The organism is Mumia sp. Pv4-285, assembly GCF_041320275.1.
Taxonomy (GTDB): domain Bacteria; phylum Actinomycetota; class Actinomycetes; order Propionibacteriales; family Nocardioidaceae; genus Mumia; species Mumia qirimensis.
Genome location: NZ_CP162023.1, coordinates 1,938,360 through 1,957,972, shown reverse-complemented (window position 1 = coordinate 1,957,972; position 19,613 = coordinate 1,938,360). Strand labels below are relative to the sequence as shown.

Below are 19,613 nucleotides of genomic sequence, written 5' to 3'. Positions count from 1 at the left end.
AGCCGTTCGTGACGTGCCTAACTCGCTGGTAACCTAGCGAACTTGGGAGGGAGACCAACTTTTATGTCGCTGCGTTCGACTAGCCCGCGCCATGTGCTGATCTGCAACTGGCGCGACACCCGCAATCCTGAGGGGGGCGGCTCCGAGAAGTTCGTCGAGGAGGTCGCGCTCGGTCTCGTCGAACGCGGATACCGGGTGACGGCGTTCTGCGCGGCCCACGACCACGCACCCCGCAACGAGGTGCGTGACGGCATCCGCTTCGTGCGCCGCGGCGACAAGATGGCGGTCTACGCGTTCGCGTTCCTCGGTCTGCTGCTCCGCCGGTTCGGCCGGGTCGACGTGGTGGTCGACGTCCAGAACGGCCTCCCGTTCTTCACTCGGCTCGCGACCCGCAAGCCGGTCGTCGTCCTCGTCCACCACGTGCACCGCGAGCAGTGGCCGGTCGTCTATCCCGGGCTCGTCGGGCGCATCGGGTGGTGGGTCGAGTCCTGGCTCGCCCCACGGCTCTACCGTCGGTCCCGCTACGTCGCTGTGTCGACCGCGACCCGCGACGAGCTCGTCGCGCTGGGCGTGGAGGCCGACCGGATCTCGATCGTCCACAACGGCACCGAGCCGAGTCCGGTCACGCACGTGACACGGACCCCGCACCCCTCGGTGTGCGTCGTCGGCCGCCTGGTCCCCCACAAGCAGGTCGAGCACGCGATCGACGCCGTCGCAGAGCTGCCTGAGTTCCCCGAGCTGACCCTCACCGTCGTCGGCGACGGCTGGTGGGAGGACGAGCTCCGTGCGTACGCCGCACGGCTCGGGGTCGCCGACCGGGTCGACTTCACCGGGTTCGTGGACGAGCGCACCAAGCACGACATCTACGCGAGCAGCTGGGTGATGGCGCTCCCCTCGCTCAAGGAGGGCTGGGGTCTGGTCGTCGGCGAGGCCGGCTCGCACGGCACGCCGACGATCGCCTACCGCTCGGCCGGCGGCACCCGCGAGTCGATCGACGACGGTGCATCTGGCGTGCTGGTCGACGAGCACGCCGAGTTCGTGGCCGCGATCCGTTCCGTGCTCACCGACGACGAGGACCGTCGCCGCCTCGGCAAGGGCGCCTTCGAGAAGTCTCAGATGTTCACCTGGGCACAGACACGAGAGGGCTTCGCCAGTGTCCTGGCGAAGCCCTCTCGGTAAGTCTGCCCTGCGTCAGAGCGTGCCGTGATCGCTCAGTTGGAGCCGTAGTCGACGACCTGCGACGTCGGCTGCGTCGGGCTGTTGTCAGCGGCCTGCGTCTGGACGACGCCGACCACCGTGGCAGCGCCAAGGCCCGCACCAACAACGATGGCGGCAATGCCGCCAAGGAAACCACCCACGAGATTCTTCCCTCCTGAAGTCCGAGCCGCCAGGTTACCAGCCGGTTAGGCCGAATGACCAACATCCCGAGGCCGAAGACCGTACCGATATCATCACGAGGCACTTCGAGGCCCCCATCACCTAGGCTTGGCGGACGATGAGATCCCTGACACGCCGGTCCCCGGTCACGAGCCTCGTCGTCTCGATGCGGCCACGCCAGTGGCTGAAGAACCTCATCGTGGCGACCGCTCCCCTCGCCGCCGGTGTCCTGACCGATCCACCGGTCCTCTTCCGGGTTCTCGTGGCGATCGCGACGTTCATCCTGGTCTCAGCTGCGGTCTACCTCGTCAACGACGTCTGCGACGCCGAGGAGGACCGACGGCACCCGCTCAAGTCCTTGCGTCCCATCGCCGCGGGAGATGTCGCACCGTCCACGGCGCTGCTCACAGCAGCGCTCCTCGCGGCGGTCGGGATCGCAGCGGGTTCGGTCCTCGACTGGCAGCTCGGCGTCACGCTCGCCGTCTACGCCGGCCTCCAGGTCTCGTACGCCCTGTGGCTGAAGCACCTGGCCGTCATCGACCTCGCGGTCGTCGCCTCCGGCTTCGTCCTTCGTGCAGTCGGGGGCGGTGTCGCGGCCGGGGTGGTCCTGTCGCAGTGGTTCCTTCTCGTGGCTGCGTTCGGATCTCTGTTCATGGTGGCCGGCAAGCGGTACTCCGAGTTCAAGGCGCTCGGCAGCGCAGCGGGCACGCGCCGCTCGCTCGAGCTGTACTCGGAGTCCTATCTCCGCTTCGTCTGGGGACTCGCCGCCGGCGTCACGATCACGGCCTACAGCCTGTGGGCGTTCGAGATCTCCCCCGATTCCGGCACGCCGTGGCAGGCGATCTCGATCGCGCCGTTCGTGCTCGGAGTCCTGCGCTACTCGGTCGACGTCGACCGCGGGCTCGCCGGTGAGCCGGAGGACATCGTGCTGCGCGACCGGGTGCTCCAGACGATCGCCGTCGCCTGGCTGGTCACGTTCGCGCTCGGCGTGTGGGCCTGAGCGCGGCGCCCAGCACCGCCCGAGGCTCGAGCCGTCAGTCGGGCACCGCGTAGACGGCCAGGTCGTCACCGGTGTACACCGGGTCCAGGTCCTCCAGGAGCTCGCCGAGGTCGTCGGCTCCGGGCGCGTCGAGCTCCACGACGACGAGGCCGATGCCCTCGTCCCGCAGGCCACTCGCGGGATCGCTGGACCCGAGCGCCTCCCCGACCGCCTCGGCGCGCTCGTCCTCGCCCGCGATCGCCTCGCCCGACACGACGAGGTCGTCGTTGACGACGGTCTCGCGCGAGAAGTAGCGGCCGGCCGGGTCGAGCACCACGCGACCGTGGTTCCACCCGGGCGCCCTGAACGCGCTGAAGGGCAGGGCGACGATGTCGCCGTCGACGTCGGACTCGGCGATCGCGGTCCGCGCCTGGGCCCACTCGTCGGGGTACGAGACCGGTTGGAGCCGGCCGGCCGCACCCCACGCCAGGTCCGGCATGGCGAGGACCGGGAGCAGGATCGCCACCGCGAGGAGGCTCCACCGCGCGGACCGCTGACGGACACGTTCGGCGAGGGCGCCGACACCGGCGGCCACCAGGACCGCCTGGAGCGGCGCGACCAGAGCGAGGTACCGGGCGCCGTCGCGCAGCAGGCCGCCACCGGGCAGGGTGCCGACGATCCACTCGAGGAGATCGGGCACGAACGCTCCAAGCAGTGCGATCGTGAGGCCCACCCCCGCAGCGGGCGCGAGCGCGAGCAGCAGCGTACGGCGACGCGGGCGCCGCCACGCGGCCACCGCGCCGAGCCCCATCACCGCCCACAGGATCAGGCAGAACACGGTCGCCGTCACGAGGTCGCGGGAGGCTGGCACCACCTCGACGTTCCAGATGCCGCCCAGGCTGAGCGCCGCCCCGAGCCGCCCGAGACCCGCCTCCGGCTGCAGTGCGAACGCCCCCACACCGGCAGGGTCGCTCCGCCCGACAGCCGGGTGTGCGAACCCCGCCACGATCCAGGGCAGGTTGAGAACGAGCCCGACGAACAGGACGCGGCCGCAGCGGCGCCACCCGCACACGGAGAGCGCGAGCACCACGCCGATCACGCCTGAGGCGGGCGTCAGCGCCGTGGCGGCCAGCGGCAGCACCCACCGCCACCAACGGACCGGCTCCCCTCCCCTGACCCGCAGGCACGCGACCACCACCCACGGCATCGCGGCGTACGCCACCAGCAGCGGCCAGTGGCCGATCACGAGACGCTCGGCGACGTACGGGTTCCAGACGAACCAGGTCGTCCCGGCGAGCTGCGCGCCGGGGCCGAAGCGTTCGAGCATCCGCATCGCGCCAGCACCGGCCACCACGAAGACGCCGACCAGCACGAGCTTCTGCAGCAGCCAGCCCGGGACGACCAGGTTGAGGACAGCCACCACGGCATCTGACGGGACCGCCCGCGGCATGGCCGATCCGAGCCCCCAGACGTCCGGACGCGTGACATCCAGGCGCGGGACGAAGACCATGTCGTACGAGAGGACGTAGCCCCACGCGAGCATCGGGGCGCACACCAGCAACGCCATGACCCACGGCCAGGCGCGCCCCAAGCGACGTATGTCCATCACGCATGGTTATATCGGGTCCGTGCCGACGCCCCCCGCCGAACCGACGCGCGCACCCGCCGCTGTGAGTGCCGGGGGCCGCATCGCGGTGGCCATGACGCTCCAGAACGTCGGTGCCTACGCCTTCACGCTGCTCGCCGCACGCCTGCTGATCCCGGCGTCTTTCGGCGCGCTGACCGCGCTGCTGGGAGTGCTCCTCGTCGCCAACGTCGCCTCGCTGGCCGTGCAGACGACGACGGCCCGCCGCATCGCTGTCGCGCCCGAGCATGCCGACCGCATCGCCGCGACGGCGACCGCCGTGTCGGTCTCGCTCGGCACGGTGGTCGGTCTCGCCCTCGTCGTGCTCAGCCCCGTGCTCGCGCCGCTCCTCCAGCTCGACTCGGTCTGGCCGCTCGTGCTGTGCGGAGCCACCGTGGTGCCGCTCACGCTGATGGGTGCGCTCGCCGGCATCACTCAGGGCCAGCACCGGTGGACCGTCCTCTCGGTGCTCTACGTCGCCAACGGAGTCGGCCGTGTCGTGTTCGGCACGGCTGCCATGCTCGTGAGCGCCACGCCGACCGCGGCGATCGCCGGTGTGATGGTCGGGGCATGGCTCCCCGTCCTGCTCGGGCTCCGCTACCTGCGCCCCGGTGGTCTCGGCGGCTCGCGGGCGTACGTCTGGGAGCTGCTCGCCGGTTCGCACGCCATGCTCGCCTACCTCGTGCTGAGCAACCTCGACGCTCTGCTGGCGCGCGTCGCGCTCACGCCCCACGACAGCGGCCTCTACGCGGCCGGTCTCATCCTCACGAAGTCAGCGTTGTTCCTCCCCCAGTTCGTCAGCATCGTCGCGTTCCCGCGTCTCGCCCGGGCCCGTGCCGAACGCGCCCGTCGCCTCGCGGTCGGCACGGTGGCGCTCGTCGGCCTGGCCGCCACGGTGGCGACCGCTCTGCTGCCGGGGATCGCGCTGATCCTCGTCGGCGGCGACCAGTACGCCGAGGTGAAGCCGCTGCTCTGGCTGTTCACGCTCGAGGGCGCGATGCTCGCCGTCGTCCAGCTGCTCGTCTTCGACGCGCTCGCCCGGCGTTCGCACGGCATCGTGCCGCTGCTGTGGGGCGCCGCCGCCGTCGCCGGCGGCATCATCCTGATCGCACCGCTGCACGTCGCGGGCGTCGTCATCACGATGACGGTGACCGCGTCGGTGGTCGCCGCGACGGCCTGGTGGCTGTCCAGCCGGACACCGGAGACCACGGCCTACTGACGCGCCATCGCGACCCGCAGACGCTCCTCGGGATCGATGTAGTGGTCGTGGTCGTCGCTCCCCGCGTCGAGCTGGACCCAGTGGATCGTCCCCGTGAAGCGGCTCTGACGTGACGTGTAGTCGGAAGTCACGGTCGTCCCCGACTCGTAACCGACGTCGGTGGTCTCGTCGGCGGAGAAGACCATCGGCTGCGTCGCTTCGACCCGCCCGGCGCCGACGACCGTGCCGTCGTAGTACAACGTGACGTCGCCGCCCTTCGCGAGCCCGCCACCGTCGTACGCGAACTCCATCCTGATCTGGTGGCGCCCCGCCGGGATCGGGGTGTCCGCCACAGCAGCGAACTGCTGGATGCCGAGGACGTTGTAGGCGAACTTCGCGCGCCCGTCCTTCGCGTAGACGGCCCAGCCGCCGAAGCGACCGCCCTGGGCGATGATCACGCCCTCCGCGCCGTTCTCGGGAACGTCCACCTCCGCGGTGACGGCGTACGACCTGTTCTTGATGCTCACGACGCTGTTCTCTGACAGGCGCCCCATCCCCGGGAACAACAGCTGCGAGTCGCCGCGGATCAGCGTCGGCCGGCCGGCCATCGTCGGCTCGAGGCGCTCCGACGTCCGGTCGTCGAGCGGGATCACGTCGTACTTCGTGGCCTCGATCAACCACAGACGCTGCAACGTGGCGAGCTTCTCCGGATTCTCCGCCGCCAGGTCGTGTGCCTGGCTGAAGTCGGTACGGCCGTCGTACAGCTCCCACACGTCGTCGTCGAACGCAGGGAGGTCTCCGCCGACCATGACCCATGGGGTCCGGTGCTTCGTGACCGCGCTCCACCCCCGGTGGTAGATGCCGCGGTTCGCGAACATCTCGAAGTACTGGAGGTCGTGACGCTCGTCGGCGTCGGCGTCGGTGAACGTGTACGCCATGCTGGTCCCCTCCATCGGGGACTGCATCACGCCGTTGACCATGGTCGGCTCGGGCAGCCCTGCCGCCTCGAGGATGGTCGGCGCCACGTCGATGACGTGCGTGAACTGGGACCGCAGGCCGCCGTGGTCCGTGATGCCCTCGGGCCAGTGGACGATCGTCCCGTTGCGGGTCCCGCCCCAGTGGGAGGCGATCTGCTTCGTCCACTGGAACGGCGTGTTCATCGCCCAGGCCCAGCCGACGGAGTAGTGGTTGTACGAGTCGGGTGTGCCGAGGTCGTCCATCTTGCTGACCATGAACTCCGGCGTCTCGATCGCCGCCATCCCGTTGAAGTTGGCCATCTCGTTGAAGGCACCGTTCATCGTGCCCTCGGCCGACGCTCCGTTGTCGCCGATGATGTAGTAGACGAGCGTGTCGCCGAGGATGTCGAGCTCCTCGAGGGTGTCGATCAGCCGGCCGACCTGGTGGTCCGTGTGCTCGAGGAAGCCGGCGTACACCTCCATCTGACGCGCCAGCACGGGCTTGAGCTCGTCCGGCATGTCGTCCCAGGCGGTGATCTCGTCGTGGCGCGCCGTCAGGTCGGCGTCGGCGGGGACGACGCCGAGCTCCTGCTGACGGGCGTACGTGCGTTCGCGCTGGACGTCCCAGCCGTCGTCGAACTTCCCCGCGTACTTGTCGGCCCACTCCTTCGGCACGTGGTGCGGGGCGTGGGTCGCCCCGGGCGCGAAGTAGACGAAGAACGGCTTGTCCGGCATCAGGGCCTTCTGCTGGCGGATCCAGCTGGTCGCATGGTCGGCCAGGTCCTCGGTGAGGTGGTAGCCCTCCTCGGCGGTCTTCGGTGGTTCGATCGCGGTCGTCCCGTCGTACAGGGCAGGGTCCCACTGGTTGTTCTCACCGCCGATGAAGCCGTAGAACGTCTCAAACCCGCCGCCCCCCGAGGGCCAGGCGTCGAACGGGCCCATCGGCGACGCCTGCCACACCGGGACCTCGTGGCACTTGCCGAACTGCGCCGTCGAGTAGCCGTTGAGCTTGAGCGTCGTCGCCAGCGGAGCCTTGGTGTTCGGTCGCAGCGAGCTGTTGCCCGGTGCGGACGTCGCCGTCTCGGTGATGCTGCCCATGCCGACCGAGTGGTGGTTGCGTCCGGTGAGCAGCGCCTGGCGCGTCGGGGCGCAGAGCGCGGTGGTGTGGAACCGGTTGTAGCGCAACCCGCCGGTGGCCAGCCGTTCGGCGGTCGGCGTCTCGCACGGGCCGCCGAACACGCTCGCGGCGCCGAACCCGACGTCGTCGAGCAGCACGACGAGGACGTTCGGCGCTCCGTCCGGCGGAAGGAGGGGCTCGATCGGCGGGTACGCCGTGTCGGGGTCCTTCGCGTCGTACGTCGTCAGCCCGGGCGCCCGCCGGTCCGGGATCGGGAGCATCGTGCGGGCATGGCGGTCAGGGCTCATCGTCGCTTCCGTTCGTCGCCGATGCTCCACCTTGCGCACGAACGACTCCGACCGCCGTCACCCCTTGGGGGTGAGACCCGGCAAGAGGCTAGTGGCCGGCCTCGTGCCAGGAACGACCGATGCCGACCGAGACGTCGAGCGGCACGGCGAGCGACGCGGCGGATGCCATCTCGGCGCGGACCAGCGCCTCGACGGCATCGCGCTCGCCCGATGCGACCTCGAGGACGAGCTCGTCGTGCACCTGGAGCAGCAGCCGTGACGTCAGGCCGGACTCGCGCAGCGCACGACGCACCCCGAGCATCGCCACCTTGATGATGTCGGCCGCCGAGCCCTGGATCGGCGCGTTCAGAGCCATCCGCTCGGCCATCTCGCGACGCTGCCGGTTGTCGCTGGTGAGGTCTGGGAGGTAGCGCCGCCGGCCCATGATCGTCTCGGTGAACCCGGTGCGGCGGGCTTCGTCGACCACCCCCCGCAGGTAGTCGCGGACGCCCCCGAACTGCGCGAAGTACTCGTCCATCAGACCTTGCGCCTCGCGGGTCTCGATGCCGAGCTGCTGGCTCAGGCCGTACGAGGAGAGGCCGTACGCGAGCCCGTAGTTCATCGCCTTGATCCGGGACCGCATGCCGACGTCGATCGACTCCGGCTCGACCTGGAAGACCCTCGACGCCGTGATCGTGTGGAAGTCCGCACCGGAGTTGAAGGCGTCGATGATGCCCCGGTCCTCGGAGAGGTCGGCCATGATGCGCATCTCGATCTGGCTGTAGTCGGCCGTGAGCAGCGTCTCGAAGCCCTCACCGACCACGAAGGCCTCTCGGATCCGGCGGCCGGCCGCGGTGCGGATCGGGATGTTCTGGAGGTTGGGGTCGGCCGAGCTGAGGCGGCCCGTCGCGGCGATCGTCTGGTTGTAGGTCGTGTGGATGCGGCCGTCCGGGGCGACCGTCTTGCGGAGCCCCTCGACCGTCACGCGCAGCCGGGTGGCGTCGCGGTGCTCGAGCATGTGCAGCAGGAACGGGTGCTCGGTCTTGACGTAGAGCTGCTGCAGCGCGTCGGCGTCCGTCGTGTAGCCGGTCTTGGTGCGCTTGGTCTTGGGCATGCCGAGCTCGTCGAACAGCACCACCTGGAGCTGCTTGGGCGAGCCGAGGTTGATCTCCTTGCCGATCACCGCGTACGCCTCGTCGGCCGCCGTGCGGACACGCGTCGCGAACTCGTCCTCCAGCCGCTCGAGCGCGTCGCCGTCGACGGCGATGCCGATCTCCTCCATGTCGGCGAGAACCTGCACCAGGGGCAGCTCCACGGTGTCGAGGAGGGCGCGGCCGCCGAGCTGGTCGAGCTCGGCGTCGAGCGCCGACCCGAGCTCGACCACCGCTGCTGCGGCGAGCATGGCGTCCTGGGCCACGGCGTCGTCGGCGACGTCGAGGGTCAGCTGGTCGCCGTGGTCCTCGACGCGCAGCTCGCGCTTGAGGTAGCGCAGCGCGAGGTCCTCGAGGTCGTACGAGCGCTGGTCGGGGCGGGCGAGGTAGGCGGCGAGCGCCGTGTCGCTGGCGAGCCCGTCGACCGACCACCCCTGGGCGCGGAGCGCCAGGACCGGCCCCTTCGCGTCGTGCAGGACCTTGGGCCGTCCGGGATCGGCGAGCCAGGCGGCGACAGCGGCCTCGTCGTCGGCCGCGAGCGTCGCGACGTCCCACCACGCGGCGGCCTCGCCGTCGGCGGTGGCCACGGCGATCGCGTCGACGCGGCCCGTGCCCCGCCCCCACGACCCCACGACCTGCACGCCGACGCGCACCCCGGCCGGAGCGTGGGCGGCGAGCCAGGGCGCCACCTCGCCCTCACCGAGAACCGCACCGTCGACCTCGAAGCCCTCCTCGGCCTCCGGCTCCTCGGTCGATAGCGTCTCGAACAGCCGGTCGCGCAGGACCCGGAACTCCAGCCCGTCGAAGACCTGGTGCACCGCGTCGCGGTCCCACGGCTGCATGGCGAGATCGGCCGTCGTCACCGGCAGGTCGAGGTCACGGACGAGCGCGTTGATGCGGCGGTTGCGCACGACGTCGCCGAGGTGGTCGCGGAAGGACTGCCCCGCCTTGCCGGGGACCTTGTCGGCATCGCGGACGAGCGCCTCGAGCCCGTCGAACTGGGCGAGCCACTTCGCTGCGGTCTTGGGGCCGACGCCCGGGACACCCGGGAGGTTGTCGCTCGTCTCGCCGACCAGCGCCGCGACGTCGGGGTATCTCTCCGGGGCGACGCCGTACTTCTCCTCGACCGCCTGCGGCGTCATGCGTGCGAGGTCGGAGACGCCCTTGCGCGGGTAGAGCACCGTGGTGCGGTCGGTCACGAGCTGGAGCGCGTCGCGGTCGCCCGTGCAGATGAGGACGTCGAAGCCGTCCTGCTCGGCGCGGGTCGCAAGGGTGCCGATGATGTCGTCGGCCTCGAAGCCCTCCAGCTCCAGGTAGGTCACGTGGAGCGCGTCGAGGACCTCCTTGACCAGCGCCACCTGCCCGGAGAACTCCTCGGGCGACTTGGACCGGTTGGCCTTGTACTCGGCGTACTCGGCGCTGCGGAACGTCTGGCGCGACACGTCGAACGCCACCGCGAGGTGCGTCGGCTTCTCGTCCCGCAGGACGTTGATCAGCATCGAGGTGAAGCCGTAGACCGCGTTCGTGTGCTGACCGGTCGTCGTGGAGAAGTTCTCGACGGGCAGCGCGAAGAAGGCGCGGTAGGCGACGGAGTGGCCGTCGATGAGGAGGAGCCGACCGGAGTCGGCGGGAGCGGTGTCAGCGAGGCTGGGCGAGTCCACGAACCGACTCTAACGGGCGCAGCCGACACCCTTGCGAGGGCTGACCTCGCTCAGTCGGTGGCACCCGCCGCGGCCGCCTCCTCGTGCGTACGACGCAGGGAGCGACGGACGGCGATCAGCCGCCCGGTGCCGCGACCCGAGGCGGTGCGACCCGCCAGCCGCGCCTGCAGCACCCGCACCCTCGCCGCGCGGACGGTGGCGAAGTGGCCGAAGCCGATCCGGGTGAGGAACCGGTGCGCGTCGCGCGAGGGCGCCGGCGCCCAGGCGTACACGACCGACGACCCGACCTGGTCGGCCCACTCGGCAGCGATGCTCATCAGCGACCAGGCGACTCCGCGGCGCCGGTGGCGGGGATGGACGTGGAGCTCGCTCACGACGACGACCGAGCGGAGGTGAAGCGGGGTGGCCGCCGACAGGTCGGCCTTCATCACGCCGACGATCTGCGGACCGCTCAGCGCCACGCAGAGTCGCTGGGACGGCGCGCGAGAGATCTCGGCGAGGGCGTGCCGGGACTCCTCCTCGGTGGGGACGTCCCAGCCGACGCTGAGAGGATCGGTCTCGTCGTTCAACCCCTCGGCGACGCACAGCGACCAGAGAGCGATCAGCTCACCGGCGTCGTCAGGACGGGCATCGCGGATCTCCAGCGGCAGACGTGCCACCACCCCTCCTCCCAGAGCCGCGCGACCGGGCGCTCGGCTCGGGGTGAAACACTACGCCGTGGCAGCCTCGGCTGTCAGCGGCTCGGGCACTCGGATTCGGGCTCGGTCAGGATCAGGGCGGGACGAAGGTCCCGGTCGGAGGAGGCGCATGTTCGTCGGAGCTGGGACGGTCGTGAACGTCGCCGCGGTCGTCGCGGGGTCGGGCATCGGCCTGCTCGTCGGCAACCGCCTCCCCGCGCGCACCCGGGCGGTCGTGACGGACGGGCTCGGCCTCGTCACGCTCCTCATCGCCGGCCTCTCGGTCGTCGCCGTCACCGACCGCGTCCTCTCCGACGCCGTCGGGGCGAGCGCGCCGGTGCTGATCGTGCTGGGAGCGGTCGTCGTCGGCGGGGTGATCGGCTCGCTGCTGCGGATCGAGCACCGGCTCGAGCACTCAGGGGCCTGGCTCCAGTCGCACCTGGGCGGCAGCGGCGACGCAGGAGCGCGCGCCCAGTTCGTCGAAGGCTTCGTGACGGCATCGCTCGTCTTCTGCGTCGGCCCCCTCGCCATCCTCGGCTCGATCACCGACGGGCTCGGCGGAGGCGCCGAGCAGCTCCTCCTCAAGTCGGCGCTGGACGGGTTCGCCGCGATCGCCTTCGCCGCGTCGCTCGGGGTGGGCGTGATGGCCTCGGCGATCGCGGTCGCCGTCATCCAGGGCAGCCTGACCGTGCTCGGGGCCGTCATGGGGTCGTTCGTCCCCGAACCTCACGTCGTCGCGCTCACGGCGACGGGCGGTGTCCTCCTGATCGGTGTCGCGCTGAGGCTGCTCAACATCCGGCCCGTCGCCGTCGGCGACATGCTCCCGGCGCTGCTGATCGCACCGGTCCTCGTCCAGACGGTGGTGTGGCTGCGCTGAGCGCAGCCTCGGCTCAGCTGCCGGGCTCGGCGTCGGACTGGCCCGCGCCACCCAGTGCCGGACCGTGCTCCACGACGCCCTCGGCCACCGCGCGCATCGAGAGCCGCAGGTCCATCGCCGTCTTCTGGATCCACCGGAACGCCTGCGGCTCGGTGATGCCGAGCGCCTCCTGGAGGAGTCCCTTGGCCCGCTCGACGGCACGCCGAGTCTCCAGCCGGTCCTCGAGGGTGGCGACCTCCGCCTCGAGCGTCGCGATCTCGGCGAACCGGCTCACCGCCATCTCGATCGCCGGCACCAGGTCGGCCTTGCTGAACGGCTTCACGAGGTACGCCATCGCGCCGGCGTCCCGCGCACGCTCGACCAGCTCCCGCTGGCTGAACGCGGTGAGCATGACGACGGGGGCGATGCGCTGCGACGCGATCCGCTCCGCGGCCGAGATGCCGTCGAGCTTCGGCATCTTCACGTCCATCACGACGAGGTCCGGCCGCAGCTCCTCGGCGAGCGCCACGGCCTGCTCGCCGTCGGCTGCCTGACCGACGACCTCGACGCCCTCCTCGGCGAGCATCTCGGCGAGGTCGAGGCGGATCAGTGCCTCGTCCTCCGCGATGACGACACGACGGACGGGCGGCAGCGTACCGGGGGTGCTCTCAGGAGAAGTCACGTGAGAAGGTTATCCCGCGCCCGCCGGCGACCGACGGGCCAGCCGGGTTGGCGGAATGGTAGACGCGGTGGTCTCAAACACCACTGTCCGAAAGGATGTGCGGGTTCGAGTCCCGCACCCGGCACATCTCACCTGATCGACGGCAGGTCAGGAAATCTTCGCGGAACATCTGTCGCCTACGATGACGGGCGCACAGAGGCCTCTCAGGCGGCTTTCGGAGGGTTGACCGGATTTCACCATTTCATAACGGCTTGGATTCATCGACGTTCGAGCCGCTCTCCCTGTGTTAGAACGTTGCAGTTACTTGCATGGGACGCAATGTCCGCCCCGCCCCGCTCGGGGGCCGGCCCCAACGAATCGGAGGACACCACCGTGTCTCGTTCCACGAAGGCACTCGCGACCGCCGCAGTGCTGGCGCTCACGCTTGCGGCGTGTGCCAACACCGACGACGGCGACAGCGGAGACGAGGACAGCTCGTCACCCGAGCTCACCGTCCAGACTGCGATCGACGCACCCGACGACGCCGTCAGCCCCGCGGGCGACGGCAAGGCGGAATGCCCCGCGACCACCACCCTTGCTTACATCGGCGCCGAGACCGGCCCCAACGCCCAGCTCGGCATCAACATCGTCAACGGTGTGCAGCTGGCCATCGACGAGCACAACGAGAACAACCCCGACTGCCAGGTGAAGCTGACCAACTTCGACACGGAGGGCGACCCCAACAAGTCGACCGGCCCCGTGACCCAGGCGACCAACGACACCAACATCATCGGTGTCGTCGGCCTTCCGTTCTCGGGTGAGTCGAAGGCGACCGGCGCGATCTTCGAGCAGGCCGGCCTCGTCCACATCACGCCGTCGGCCACCGGCCCGGCGCTGACGCAGAACGGCTGGACGACCTTCTTCCGCGCGCTCGGCAACGACAACGTGCAGGGCCCGGCCGTGCCGAAGCTCACCGAGAAGCTCGGTGCCGAGACGGTCTACGTCGTGCAGGACGACTCCGAGTACGGCGTCGGCCTCGCCGGCACCGCCACCGAGGCGCTCGGCGACAACGTCGTCGGCTCCGACAAGGTGACGACCGGCCAGAAGGACTTCTCGGCCACGATCTCCAAGATCCTCGCCGAGAAGCCGGACGCCGTCTTCTACTCGGGCTACTACGCCGAGGGCGCGCCGCTGAACCAGCAGCTCGTCGCGAAGGGCTTCGACGGCATCTTCATCGGGCCGGACGGCGTGAAGGACCAGGAGTTCATCAACCAGGCCGGTGACGCCTCGAGCAACGCCTACTTCACCTGCCCGTGCATCCCGGGCGAGCTGATCACCAGCTTCAGCGACGCCTACAAGAAGGTCTCCGGCGGCGACGCTCCGGGCACCTACTCGGTCGAGGGCTACGACGCGGCGACCGTCCTGCTCGCAGGCATCGACGCCGGCAACCAGGACCGCGCGAAGCTGAAGGAATGGGTCACGAGCTACGACGCCCAGGGTCTCAGCAAGAAGTTCCAGTGGGACGAGACCGGTGAGCTCACCGAGCTCGCTGTCTACGGCTACAAGGTGCAGGATGGCCAGATCGTCTCGGTCGGCGTCCTCTAAGAGAGACACCTCTCAGTAGCAACAGCTCGTCAACGGAGGGGGTCCGTCTGATCCAGACGGACCCCCTCCTCTGCACATCCCACTCCTCAAGGAGCCCAAGTGGACCAGTGGATCAGTCTCGACTGGGATGCGCTGGGCGCGAACTTCTGGAGCGCCACCGTCGATGGACTCACGTTCGGCGGCATCTACGCGCTCGTCGCGCTCGGCTACACCCTCGTGTACGGCGTCCTCAACCTCATCAACTTCGCGCACTCCGAGGTCTTCATCGTCGGCGCCTACGCCGTCGTCTTCACCTTGAGCTCGCTCGGCTTCGGGCCGTCCGTCCCGAACCTCGCCTGGTACGCGATCGCGGCCAACCTCTTGTTGGCGCTGGTGTTCGGCATGCTCGCCGCAGCGATAACGGCGTTCATCGTCGAACGCGTGGCCTACAAACCGCTGAGAGCGAAGGGGGCGCCACGCCTCGTCTTCCTGATCTCGGCGATCGGCATGTCGTTCGTCATCCAGTACCTGATCTTCCTGTGGCGCGGGCCCAACCCGGAGCCGACGGTCATCATGTTCGAGAACAAGGCGATCTTCGACGTCGGCGGGACGCTCATCTACTTCGACTCGATCCTGATCGTGTCGGCCGCGGTCATCATGATGATCGTCGTCGACCAGTTCATCCGGCGGTCGAAGCTCGGCCGCGGCATCCGCGCCGTCGCCCAGGACCCGGACACGGCGACCCTGATGGGCGTCAACCGTGAGCGCATCATCGTCAGCACGTTCATCATCGGCGGTCTGCTCGCGGGCGTCGCGGCGCTGTTCTACGTGATGAAGGTGCCGTCCGGAGTCTTGTACCTCGGCGGCTTCCTGCTCGGCGTCAAGGCATTCACCGCCGCGGTGCTCGGCGGCATCGGCAACGTCCGCGGCGCTCTGGTCGGCGGGCTCCTGCTGGGCCTGATCGGCAACTACGGCCAGATCCTCCTCGGCAGTGCACAGTGGAACGACGTCGTCTGCTTCGTCGTCCTGATCGCCGTGCTCATGGTCCGTCCGGAGGGCATCCTCGGCAGCAACCTCGGGAAGGTGAGGGCATGAGTACCGGAACCCCGATGGGCGGGGCTGGAGAGTCCCAGGCCCGCGCCGACGAGCTGCTCGAAGAGGTCACCAAGCCGTCGCGCCTCCACGGCCTGTCGGAGTGGTGGAACCACTTCCCGCGGCTCGGTCAGTGGGCCTTCCTGCTGATCGCCGTCGCGGCAGCGTTCGCGCTCCCGCTGGTCAACATCCCGCTCCTGACGACCGAGCCGGGCAACGACTGGCCGCTCGCCTGCGCCGAGATGGCTCGCTACGCGCTGGTCGCGGTCGGCCTGAACGTCGTGGTCGGTCAGGCGGGCCTGCTCGACCTGGGCTACGTCGGCTTCTTCGCCGTCGGCGCATACGTGGCAGCGCTGTGGACGTCGCCGGACTCGAACCTCGTCCACATCCCGTACCTCCTGACGCTGCCGCTGGCCGCGATGGTCACGGTCGTGTTCGGTGTCCTGCTCGGCATCCCGACGTTGCGGCTACGAGGCGACTACCTCGCGATCGTGACGCTCGGGTTCGGTGAGATCATCCGCCTGCTCGCGACGATCATCCCCGCGCTGCGCGGCCAGCAGGGCTTCCAGGAGGTCGGACACCCGCCGGGCACGAACGCCGAGGGCAACCCGATCTTCTCCAACAGCGCCGGCGCTCCGTGGTACTGGCTGACGATCACGGTGATCATCCTCGTGATGATCGCGCTCGGCAACCTCGAGCGCAGCCGGGTCGGCCGCAACTGGATCGCACTGCGCGAGGACGAGGACGCCGCCGAGATCATGGGCGTGCCGACGTTCCGCTTCAAGCTGTGGGCGTTCGGCATCGGCGCCGCGCTCGGCGGCTCCGCCGGCGCGATCGCCGCCGGTCAGATCGGGTTCGTCAACAACCAACGGTTCGACGTGCAGATGTCCGTGCTGTTCCTGGTGGCCGTCGTCCTCGGCGGTCAGGGCAACAAGTTCGGAGCCATCCTGGGCGGCGCGATCGTCGCCTACATCCCGCTGCGGTTCACCGCGATCGCCGAGTACAAGTACCTCATCTTCGGTGCTGTCCTCGTGATCCTGATGATCTTCCGACCGCAGGGTCTGTTCGGCAAGCGTCCGCACCTGCTGACGTTCGAGCGGCGAGCGCACAAACGCATCGCCAACCTCGCCGACGCGCCCTCCCCCGCTGCGAAGGAGACCGGACAGTGACCGATCACTCCACTCCCCTGCCGGCGACCCCGAAGCCCGACGCACCGCCGCCGCTCGACTCCGAGGTCGCGCAGCTGGCGGCCGCCGAGCGCGAGATCGCGGTCGAGGTCGGTGACAAGCTCGTCGAGATCAGCAACCTCACCATGCGGTTCGGAGGCCTGACGGCGCTCGACGACGTCAGCTTCGACATCAAGCGCGGCGAGATCCTCGGGCTCATCGGCCCGAACGGTGCCGGCAAGACCACCTGCTTCAACGCGATGACCGGTGTCTACCGGCCGACCGAGGGACAGGTCCTGCTCGAGGGCGAGGCGATCGGGCGGCGCAAGCAGCACAAGATCACCCGTCTCGGCATCGCCCGGACGTTCCAGAACGTCCGGCTCTTCGGCGAGATGACCGCGCTGGAGAACGTCGTGGTCGGACTGGACGCCCGGCACAAGACCGGCGTCTGGGGATCGCTCTTCCGGACCCCGCGGCTCTATCGCGAGGAGAAGGAGGCCATCGAGCGCGGCATGGCTCTGCTGGAGTTCGTGGGCATCGCCGACAAGGCGATGGCTCAGGCCAGCGCGCTGCCGTACGGCTACCAGCGCCGGCTCGAGATCGCCCGCGCCCTCGCCACGGACCCCAAGCTTCTCTGCCTGGACGAGCCGGCTGCCGGCTTCAACCCGGCGGAGAAGGAAGAGCTGATGGCTCTCATCCGGACCATCCGCGACGACGGCTACACCGTGCTGCTCATCGAGCACGACATGCGGCTCGTGATGGGCGTGACCGACCGGATCGTCGTGCTGGAGTTCGGCAAGAAGATCGCCGACGGTCTTCCCGCCGAGATCCGCAACAACCCGACGGTCATCGCCGCCTACCTCGGAGAGGAGGACTGACGTGGCGCTCCTCGAGATCAACGACATCTCGGTCCACTACGGGCGCATCCAGGCGCTCCACAACATCTCGATCTCCGTCGAGGAGGGCGAGATCGTCACGCTGATCGGCGCGAACGGCGCCGGCAAGACGACCACGATGCGTGCGCTCGCCGGCCTGCTCAGCCTGTCGTCGGGCAGCGTCACGTTCGAGGGCGAGGACATCTCGAAGCTCGCAGGCCACAAGCGGGTCGTCCGCGGCATCTCGCTCACGCCGGAGGGCCGCGGCATCTTCTCGGCCATGACGGTGCGCGAGAACCTCGAGATGGGCACGTACGCCCTCAAGGACCGGGCGACGGTCGACGAGAGCTTCGACCGCGTCTTCGACCTGTTCCCGAGGCTCAAGGAGCGGGAGGCGCAGGCGGGCGGCACGCTCTCCGGTGGTGAGCAGCAGATGCTCGCCATCGGGCGTGCCCTCATGGGTCGACCCAAGGTCCTGCTGCTGGACGAGCCGTCCATGGGGCTCGCACCCCAGTTCATCAAGCAGATCTTCTCGATCATCTCGCAGGTGAACGAGCAGGGGATGACGGTTCTCCTCGTCGAGCAGAACGCCAACCAGGCGCTCAGCCGAGCCGACCGGGCGTACGTGCTGGAGACCGGCCGCATCACGCGGACCGGCACCGGCCCGGAGCTCCTGGCCGATCCGGCCGTCAAGGAGGCCTACCTCGGCGTCGCCTGACGGGTGTCGTACGACGAAGCCGGCCTGTCCCGCGAGGGACAGGCCGGCTTTTGTCGTGCAGCAGGGCTGCAGGGCTACTCGCGGACGAGCGGCGTCGTGTAGGCCGGCGAGATCCCCTTGATCGCGTCACCCATGCGGTGGATGCGCAGCGCGTTGGTCGACCCGGCGATGCCCGGCGGGCTCCCGGCCACGATCACGACCTCGTCGCCCTCGGAGCACTGGCCGATCTCGAGCAGCGCACGGTCGACCTGCAGCACCATCATGTCGGTGTGCTCGACCTCGGGGACGAGGAAGGTCTGGACGCCCCACGACAGCGCGAGCTGGTTGCGGACGACCGGGTCCGGCGTGAAGGCCAGCACCGGCACGGTCGACCGGTATCGCGTCATGCGGCGGGCGCTGTCGCCGGAGGTCGTGAACGCGCACAGGTACTTCGCGCCGACGCTCTGCGCCACACCGGCCGCGGCACGCCCGATGACGCCGCTGCGGGTCTTCGGGTCCCAGTGGTAGGCCGCCATCCGCGGGAGCCCGTGCTCCTCCGTGCTCTCGACGATGCGGGCCATCGTGCGGACCGTCTCCATGGGGAACTCCCCCACGCTGGTCTCGCCCGACAGCATCACGGCGTCCGCGCCGTCCAGCACGGCGTTGGCGACGTCGGAGGCCTCGGCGCGCGTGGGGCGGGGCGCGGAGATCATCGACTCGAGCATCTGTGTCGCGACGATGACCGGCTTCGCGTTGCGGCGGGCCTTCTCGACGATCAGCTTCTGGACGACGGGGACGTCCTCCAGCGGCAGCTCCACGCCGAGGTCGCCTCGCGCCACCATGACGCCGTCGAAGGCGTCCATGATGTCGTCGAGGTTCTCGACCGCCTGCGGCTTCTCGATCTTGGCGATCACCGGTCGGCGTACGCCTTCCTCGTCCATGATCCCGCGCACGTCGTCGGCGTCCTCGCCACGCTGCACGAACGAGAGCGCGATGAGGTCCACGCCGGCGCGGAGGGCCCAGCGGAGGTCCTCACGATCCTTCTCGGACAGCGCAGGGACGCTCACGACCACGCCGGGAAGGTTGATGCCCTTGTTGTTGCTCAGGGCGCCGGGGACCTCGCACACCGTGGTGACCTCGGTGTCGGTGACCTCGGTGGCACGCAGCCGCACCTTGCCGTCGTCGATGAGGATGGTGTCGCCGACGGTGACGTCGCCGGGGAGTCCGGCGTACGTCGTCGAGCACCGCTTGTCGTCACCGAGGACGTCGTCGGTGGTGATGGTGAAGGTGTCCCCCACGGCGAGGGGCACAGGGCCCGCTGCGAATCTGCCGAGACGGATCTTGGGGCCTTGGAGGTCTGCCAGGATCGCGATCGGCTGCCCCGTGACCTCGGCCGCGTTGCGGGTCCACGCGAAGGACTTCTCGTGGGTCGCGTGGTCTCCGTGGCTGAGGTTGAGGCGGGCGACGTTCATGCCTGCTCTGGCCAGCTCGAGGATCTTCTCCTCGGACCAGACGGCGGGACCGATGGTGCAGACGATCTTTGCTCTACGCACTCCTCAACCCTAGTTCCGTGGTCGGGGGCTGCGCGACCCGACCCCCGATATTTGTTGTTTCGCAGGCAAAATCTCTCGAAGGGTGAGACGCCGAAGGGCCAG

At 69.6% G+C, this 19,613-nt stretch carries 16 protein-coding genes and 1 tRNA gene; 10 read left to right on the top strand and 7 right to left on the bottom strand.

Translation table 11 applies throughout. From position 1 onward, the window contains the following. Nucleotides 1-63 precede the first annotated feature (63 nt). Entirely contained in the window at nt 64-1,179 is a 1,116-nt protein-coding gene (locus tag AB3M34_RS09460) for a glycosyltransferase family 4 protein (protein WP_370619322.1), read from the top strand. Between the two features lie 32 nt (nt 1,180-1,211). Here the strand turns inward: AB3M34_RS09460 and AB3M34_RS09455 are convergent, their stop codons facing one another. Continuing rightward, nucleotides 1,212-1,358, bottom strand: a complete 147-nt coding sequence (locus tag AB3M34_RS09455) for a DUF2613 family protein (RefSeq protein WP_370619320.1) — start codon at nt 1,356-1,358, stop codon at nt 1,212-1,214. A 137-nt stretch (nt 1,359-1,495) separates the two neighbouring features. On the opposite strand from AB3M34_RS09455, the gene AB3M34_RS09450 reads away from it, so the two are divergent. Next, nucleotides 1,496-2,377: a decaprenyl-phosphate phosphoribosyltransferase gene (locus AB3M34_RS09450; protein WP_370619318.1), complete on the top strand. Its 882-nt coding sequence runs from the start codon at nt 1,496-1,498 to the stop codon at nt 2,375-2,377. A 34-nt stretch (nt 2,378-2,411) separates the two neighbouring features. Here the strand turns inward: AB3M34_RS09450 and AB3M34_RS09445 are convergent, their stop codons facing one another. Next, nucleotides 2,412-3,962, bottom strand: coding sequence for a hypothetical protein (locus AB3M34_RS09445; protein WP_370619317.1), 1,551 nt, complete (start codon nt 3,960-3,962; stop codon nt 2,412-2,414). Nucleotides 3,963-3,984: 22 nt separating this feature from the next. Here AB3M34_RS09445 and AB3M34_RS09440 point away from each other — a divergent pair, with 22 nt between their 5' ends. Further along, complete coding sequence (locus AB3M34_RS09440; RefSeq protein WP_370619316.1) at nt 3,985-5,199, top strand: polysaccharide biosynthesis protein; 1,215 nt, start codon at nt 3,985-3,987, stop codon at nt 5,197-5,199. Here AB3M34_RS09440 and AB3M34_RS09435 read toward each other — a convergent pair. The 3 genes from AB3M34_RS09435 to AB3M34_RS09425 form a co-directional block, all read right to left on the bottom strand. Beyond that, nucleotides 5,193-7,559 carry an arylsulfatase gene (locus AB3M34_RS09435; RefSeq protein WP_370619314.1) on the bottom strand — a complete coding sequence of 789 codons (2,367 nt, stop codon included), beginning with the start codon at nt 7,557-7,559 and terminating at the stop codon, nt 5,193-5,195. The two genes, AB3M34_RS09440 and AB3M34_RS09435, sit on opposite strands and share 7 nt — an antisense overlap. Nucleotides 7,560-7,647: 88 nt before the next feature. Beyond that, nucleotides 7,648-10,350 (bottom strand): DNA polymerase I, encoded by a 2,703-nt coding sequence (gene polA, locus AB3M34_RS09430; RefSeq protein WP_370619312.1) that lies wholly within the window; start codon nt 10,348-10,350, stop codon nt 7,648-7,650. Between the two features lie 50 nt (nt 10,351-10,400). After that, nucleotides 10,401-11,009 (bottom strand): GNAT family N-acetyltransferase, encoded by a 609-nt coding sequence (locus tag AB3M34_RS09425; protein WP_370619311.1) that lies wholly within the window; start codon nt 11,007-11,009, stop codon nt 10,401-10,403. A gap of 148 nt (nt 11,010-11,157) precedes the next feature. Here AB3M34_RS09425 and AB3M34_RS09420 point away from each other — a divergent pair, with 148 nt between their 5' ends. Further along, nucleotides 11,158-11,904 (top strand): DUF554 domain-containing protein, encoded by a 747-nt coding sequence (locus tag AB3M34_RS09420; RefSeq protein WP_370619310.1) that lies wholly within the window; start codon nt 11,158-11,160, stop codon nt 11,902-11,904. A 13-nt stretch (nt 11,905-11,917) separates the two neighbouring features. On the opposite strand, the gene AB3M34_RS09415 is transcribed toward AB3M34_RS09420, so the two are convergent. Next, entirely contained in the window at nt 11,918-12,565 is a 648-nt protein-coding gene (locus AB3M34_RS09415; protein WP_370619308.1) for an ANTAR domain-containing response regulator, read from the bottom strand. Between the two features lie 41 nt (nt 12,566-12,606). On the opposite strand from AB3M34_RS09415, the gene AB3M34_RS09410 reads away from it, so the two are divergent. From AB3M34_RS09410 to AB3M34_RS09385, 6 genes are all read left to right on the top strand, one after another. Then, nucleotides 12,607-12,689 (top strand) — tRNA-Leu (locus AB3M34_RS09410). A 248-nt stretch (nt 12,690-12,937) separates the two neighbouring features. Then, the gene (locus AB3M34_RS09405) at nt 12,938-14,149 is read left to right on the top strand and encodes a branched-chain amino acid ABC transporter substrate-binding protein (protein ID WP_370619306.1); all 1,212 of its coding nucleotides are present in this window, start codon (nt 12,938-12,940) and stop codon (nt 14,147-14,149) included. A 99-nt stretch (nt 14,150-14,248) separates the two neighbouring features. Beyond that, a complete protein-coding gene (locus AB3M34_RS09400; RefSeq protein ID WP_370619304.1) occupies nt 14,249-15,223 on the top strand; it encodes a branched-chain amino acid ABC transporter permease in 975 nt (324 codons plus the stop codon). Next, a complete protein-coding gene (locus AB3M34_RS09395; protein ID WP_370619302.1) occupies nt 15,220-16,389 on the top strand; it encodes a branched-chain amino acid ABC transporter permease in 1,170 nt (389 codons plus the stop codon). The genes AB3M34_RS09400 and AB3M34_RS09395 overlap by 4 nt, the downstream gene beginning before the upstream one ends. A gap of 143 nt (nt 16,390-16,532) precedes the next feature. Next, complete coding sequence (locus AB3M34_RS09390) at nt 16,533-17,264, top strand: ABC transporter ATP-binding protein (protein ID WP_370619987.1); 732 nt, start codon at nt 16,533-16,535, stop codon at nt 17,262-17,264. Nucleotide 17,265: 1 nt separating this feature from the next. After that, nucleotides 17,266-17,979, top strand: coding sequence for an ABC transporter ATP-binding protein (locus AB3M34_RS09385; RefSeq protein ID WP_370619300.1), 714 nt, complete (start codon nt 17,266-17,268; stop codon nt 17,977-17,979). 74 nt (nt 17,980-18,053) lie between these two features. On the opposite strand, the gene pyk is transcribed toward AB3M34_RS09385, so the two are convergent. Further along, nucleotides 18,054-19,511, bottom strand: coding sequence for a pyruvate kinase (gene pyk, locus AB3M34_RS09380; protein WP_370619298.1), 1,458 nt, complete (start codon nt 19,509-19,511; stop codon nt 18,054-18,056). Between the last annotated feature and the right edge of the window lie 102 nt (nt 19,512-19,613).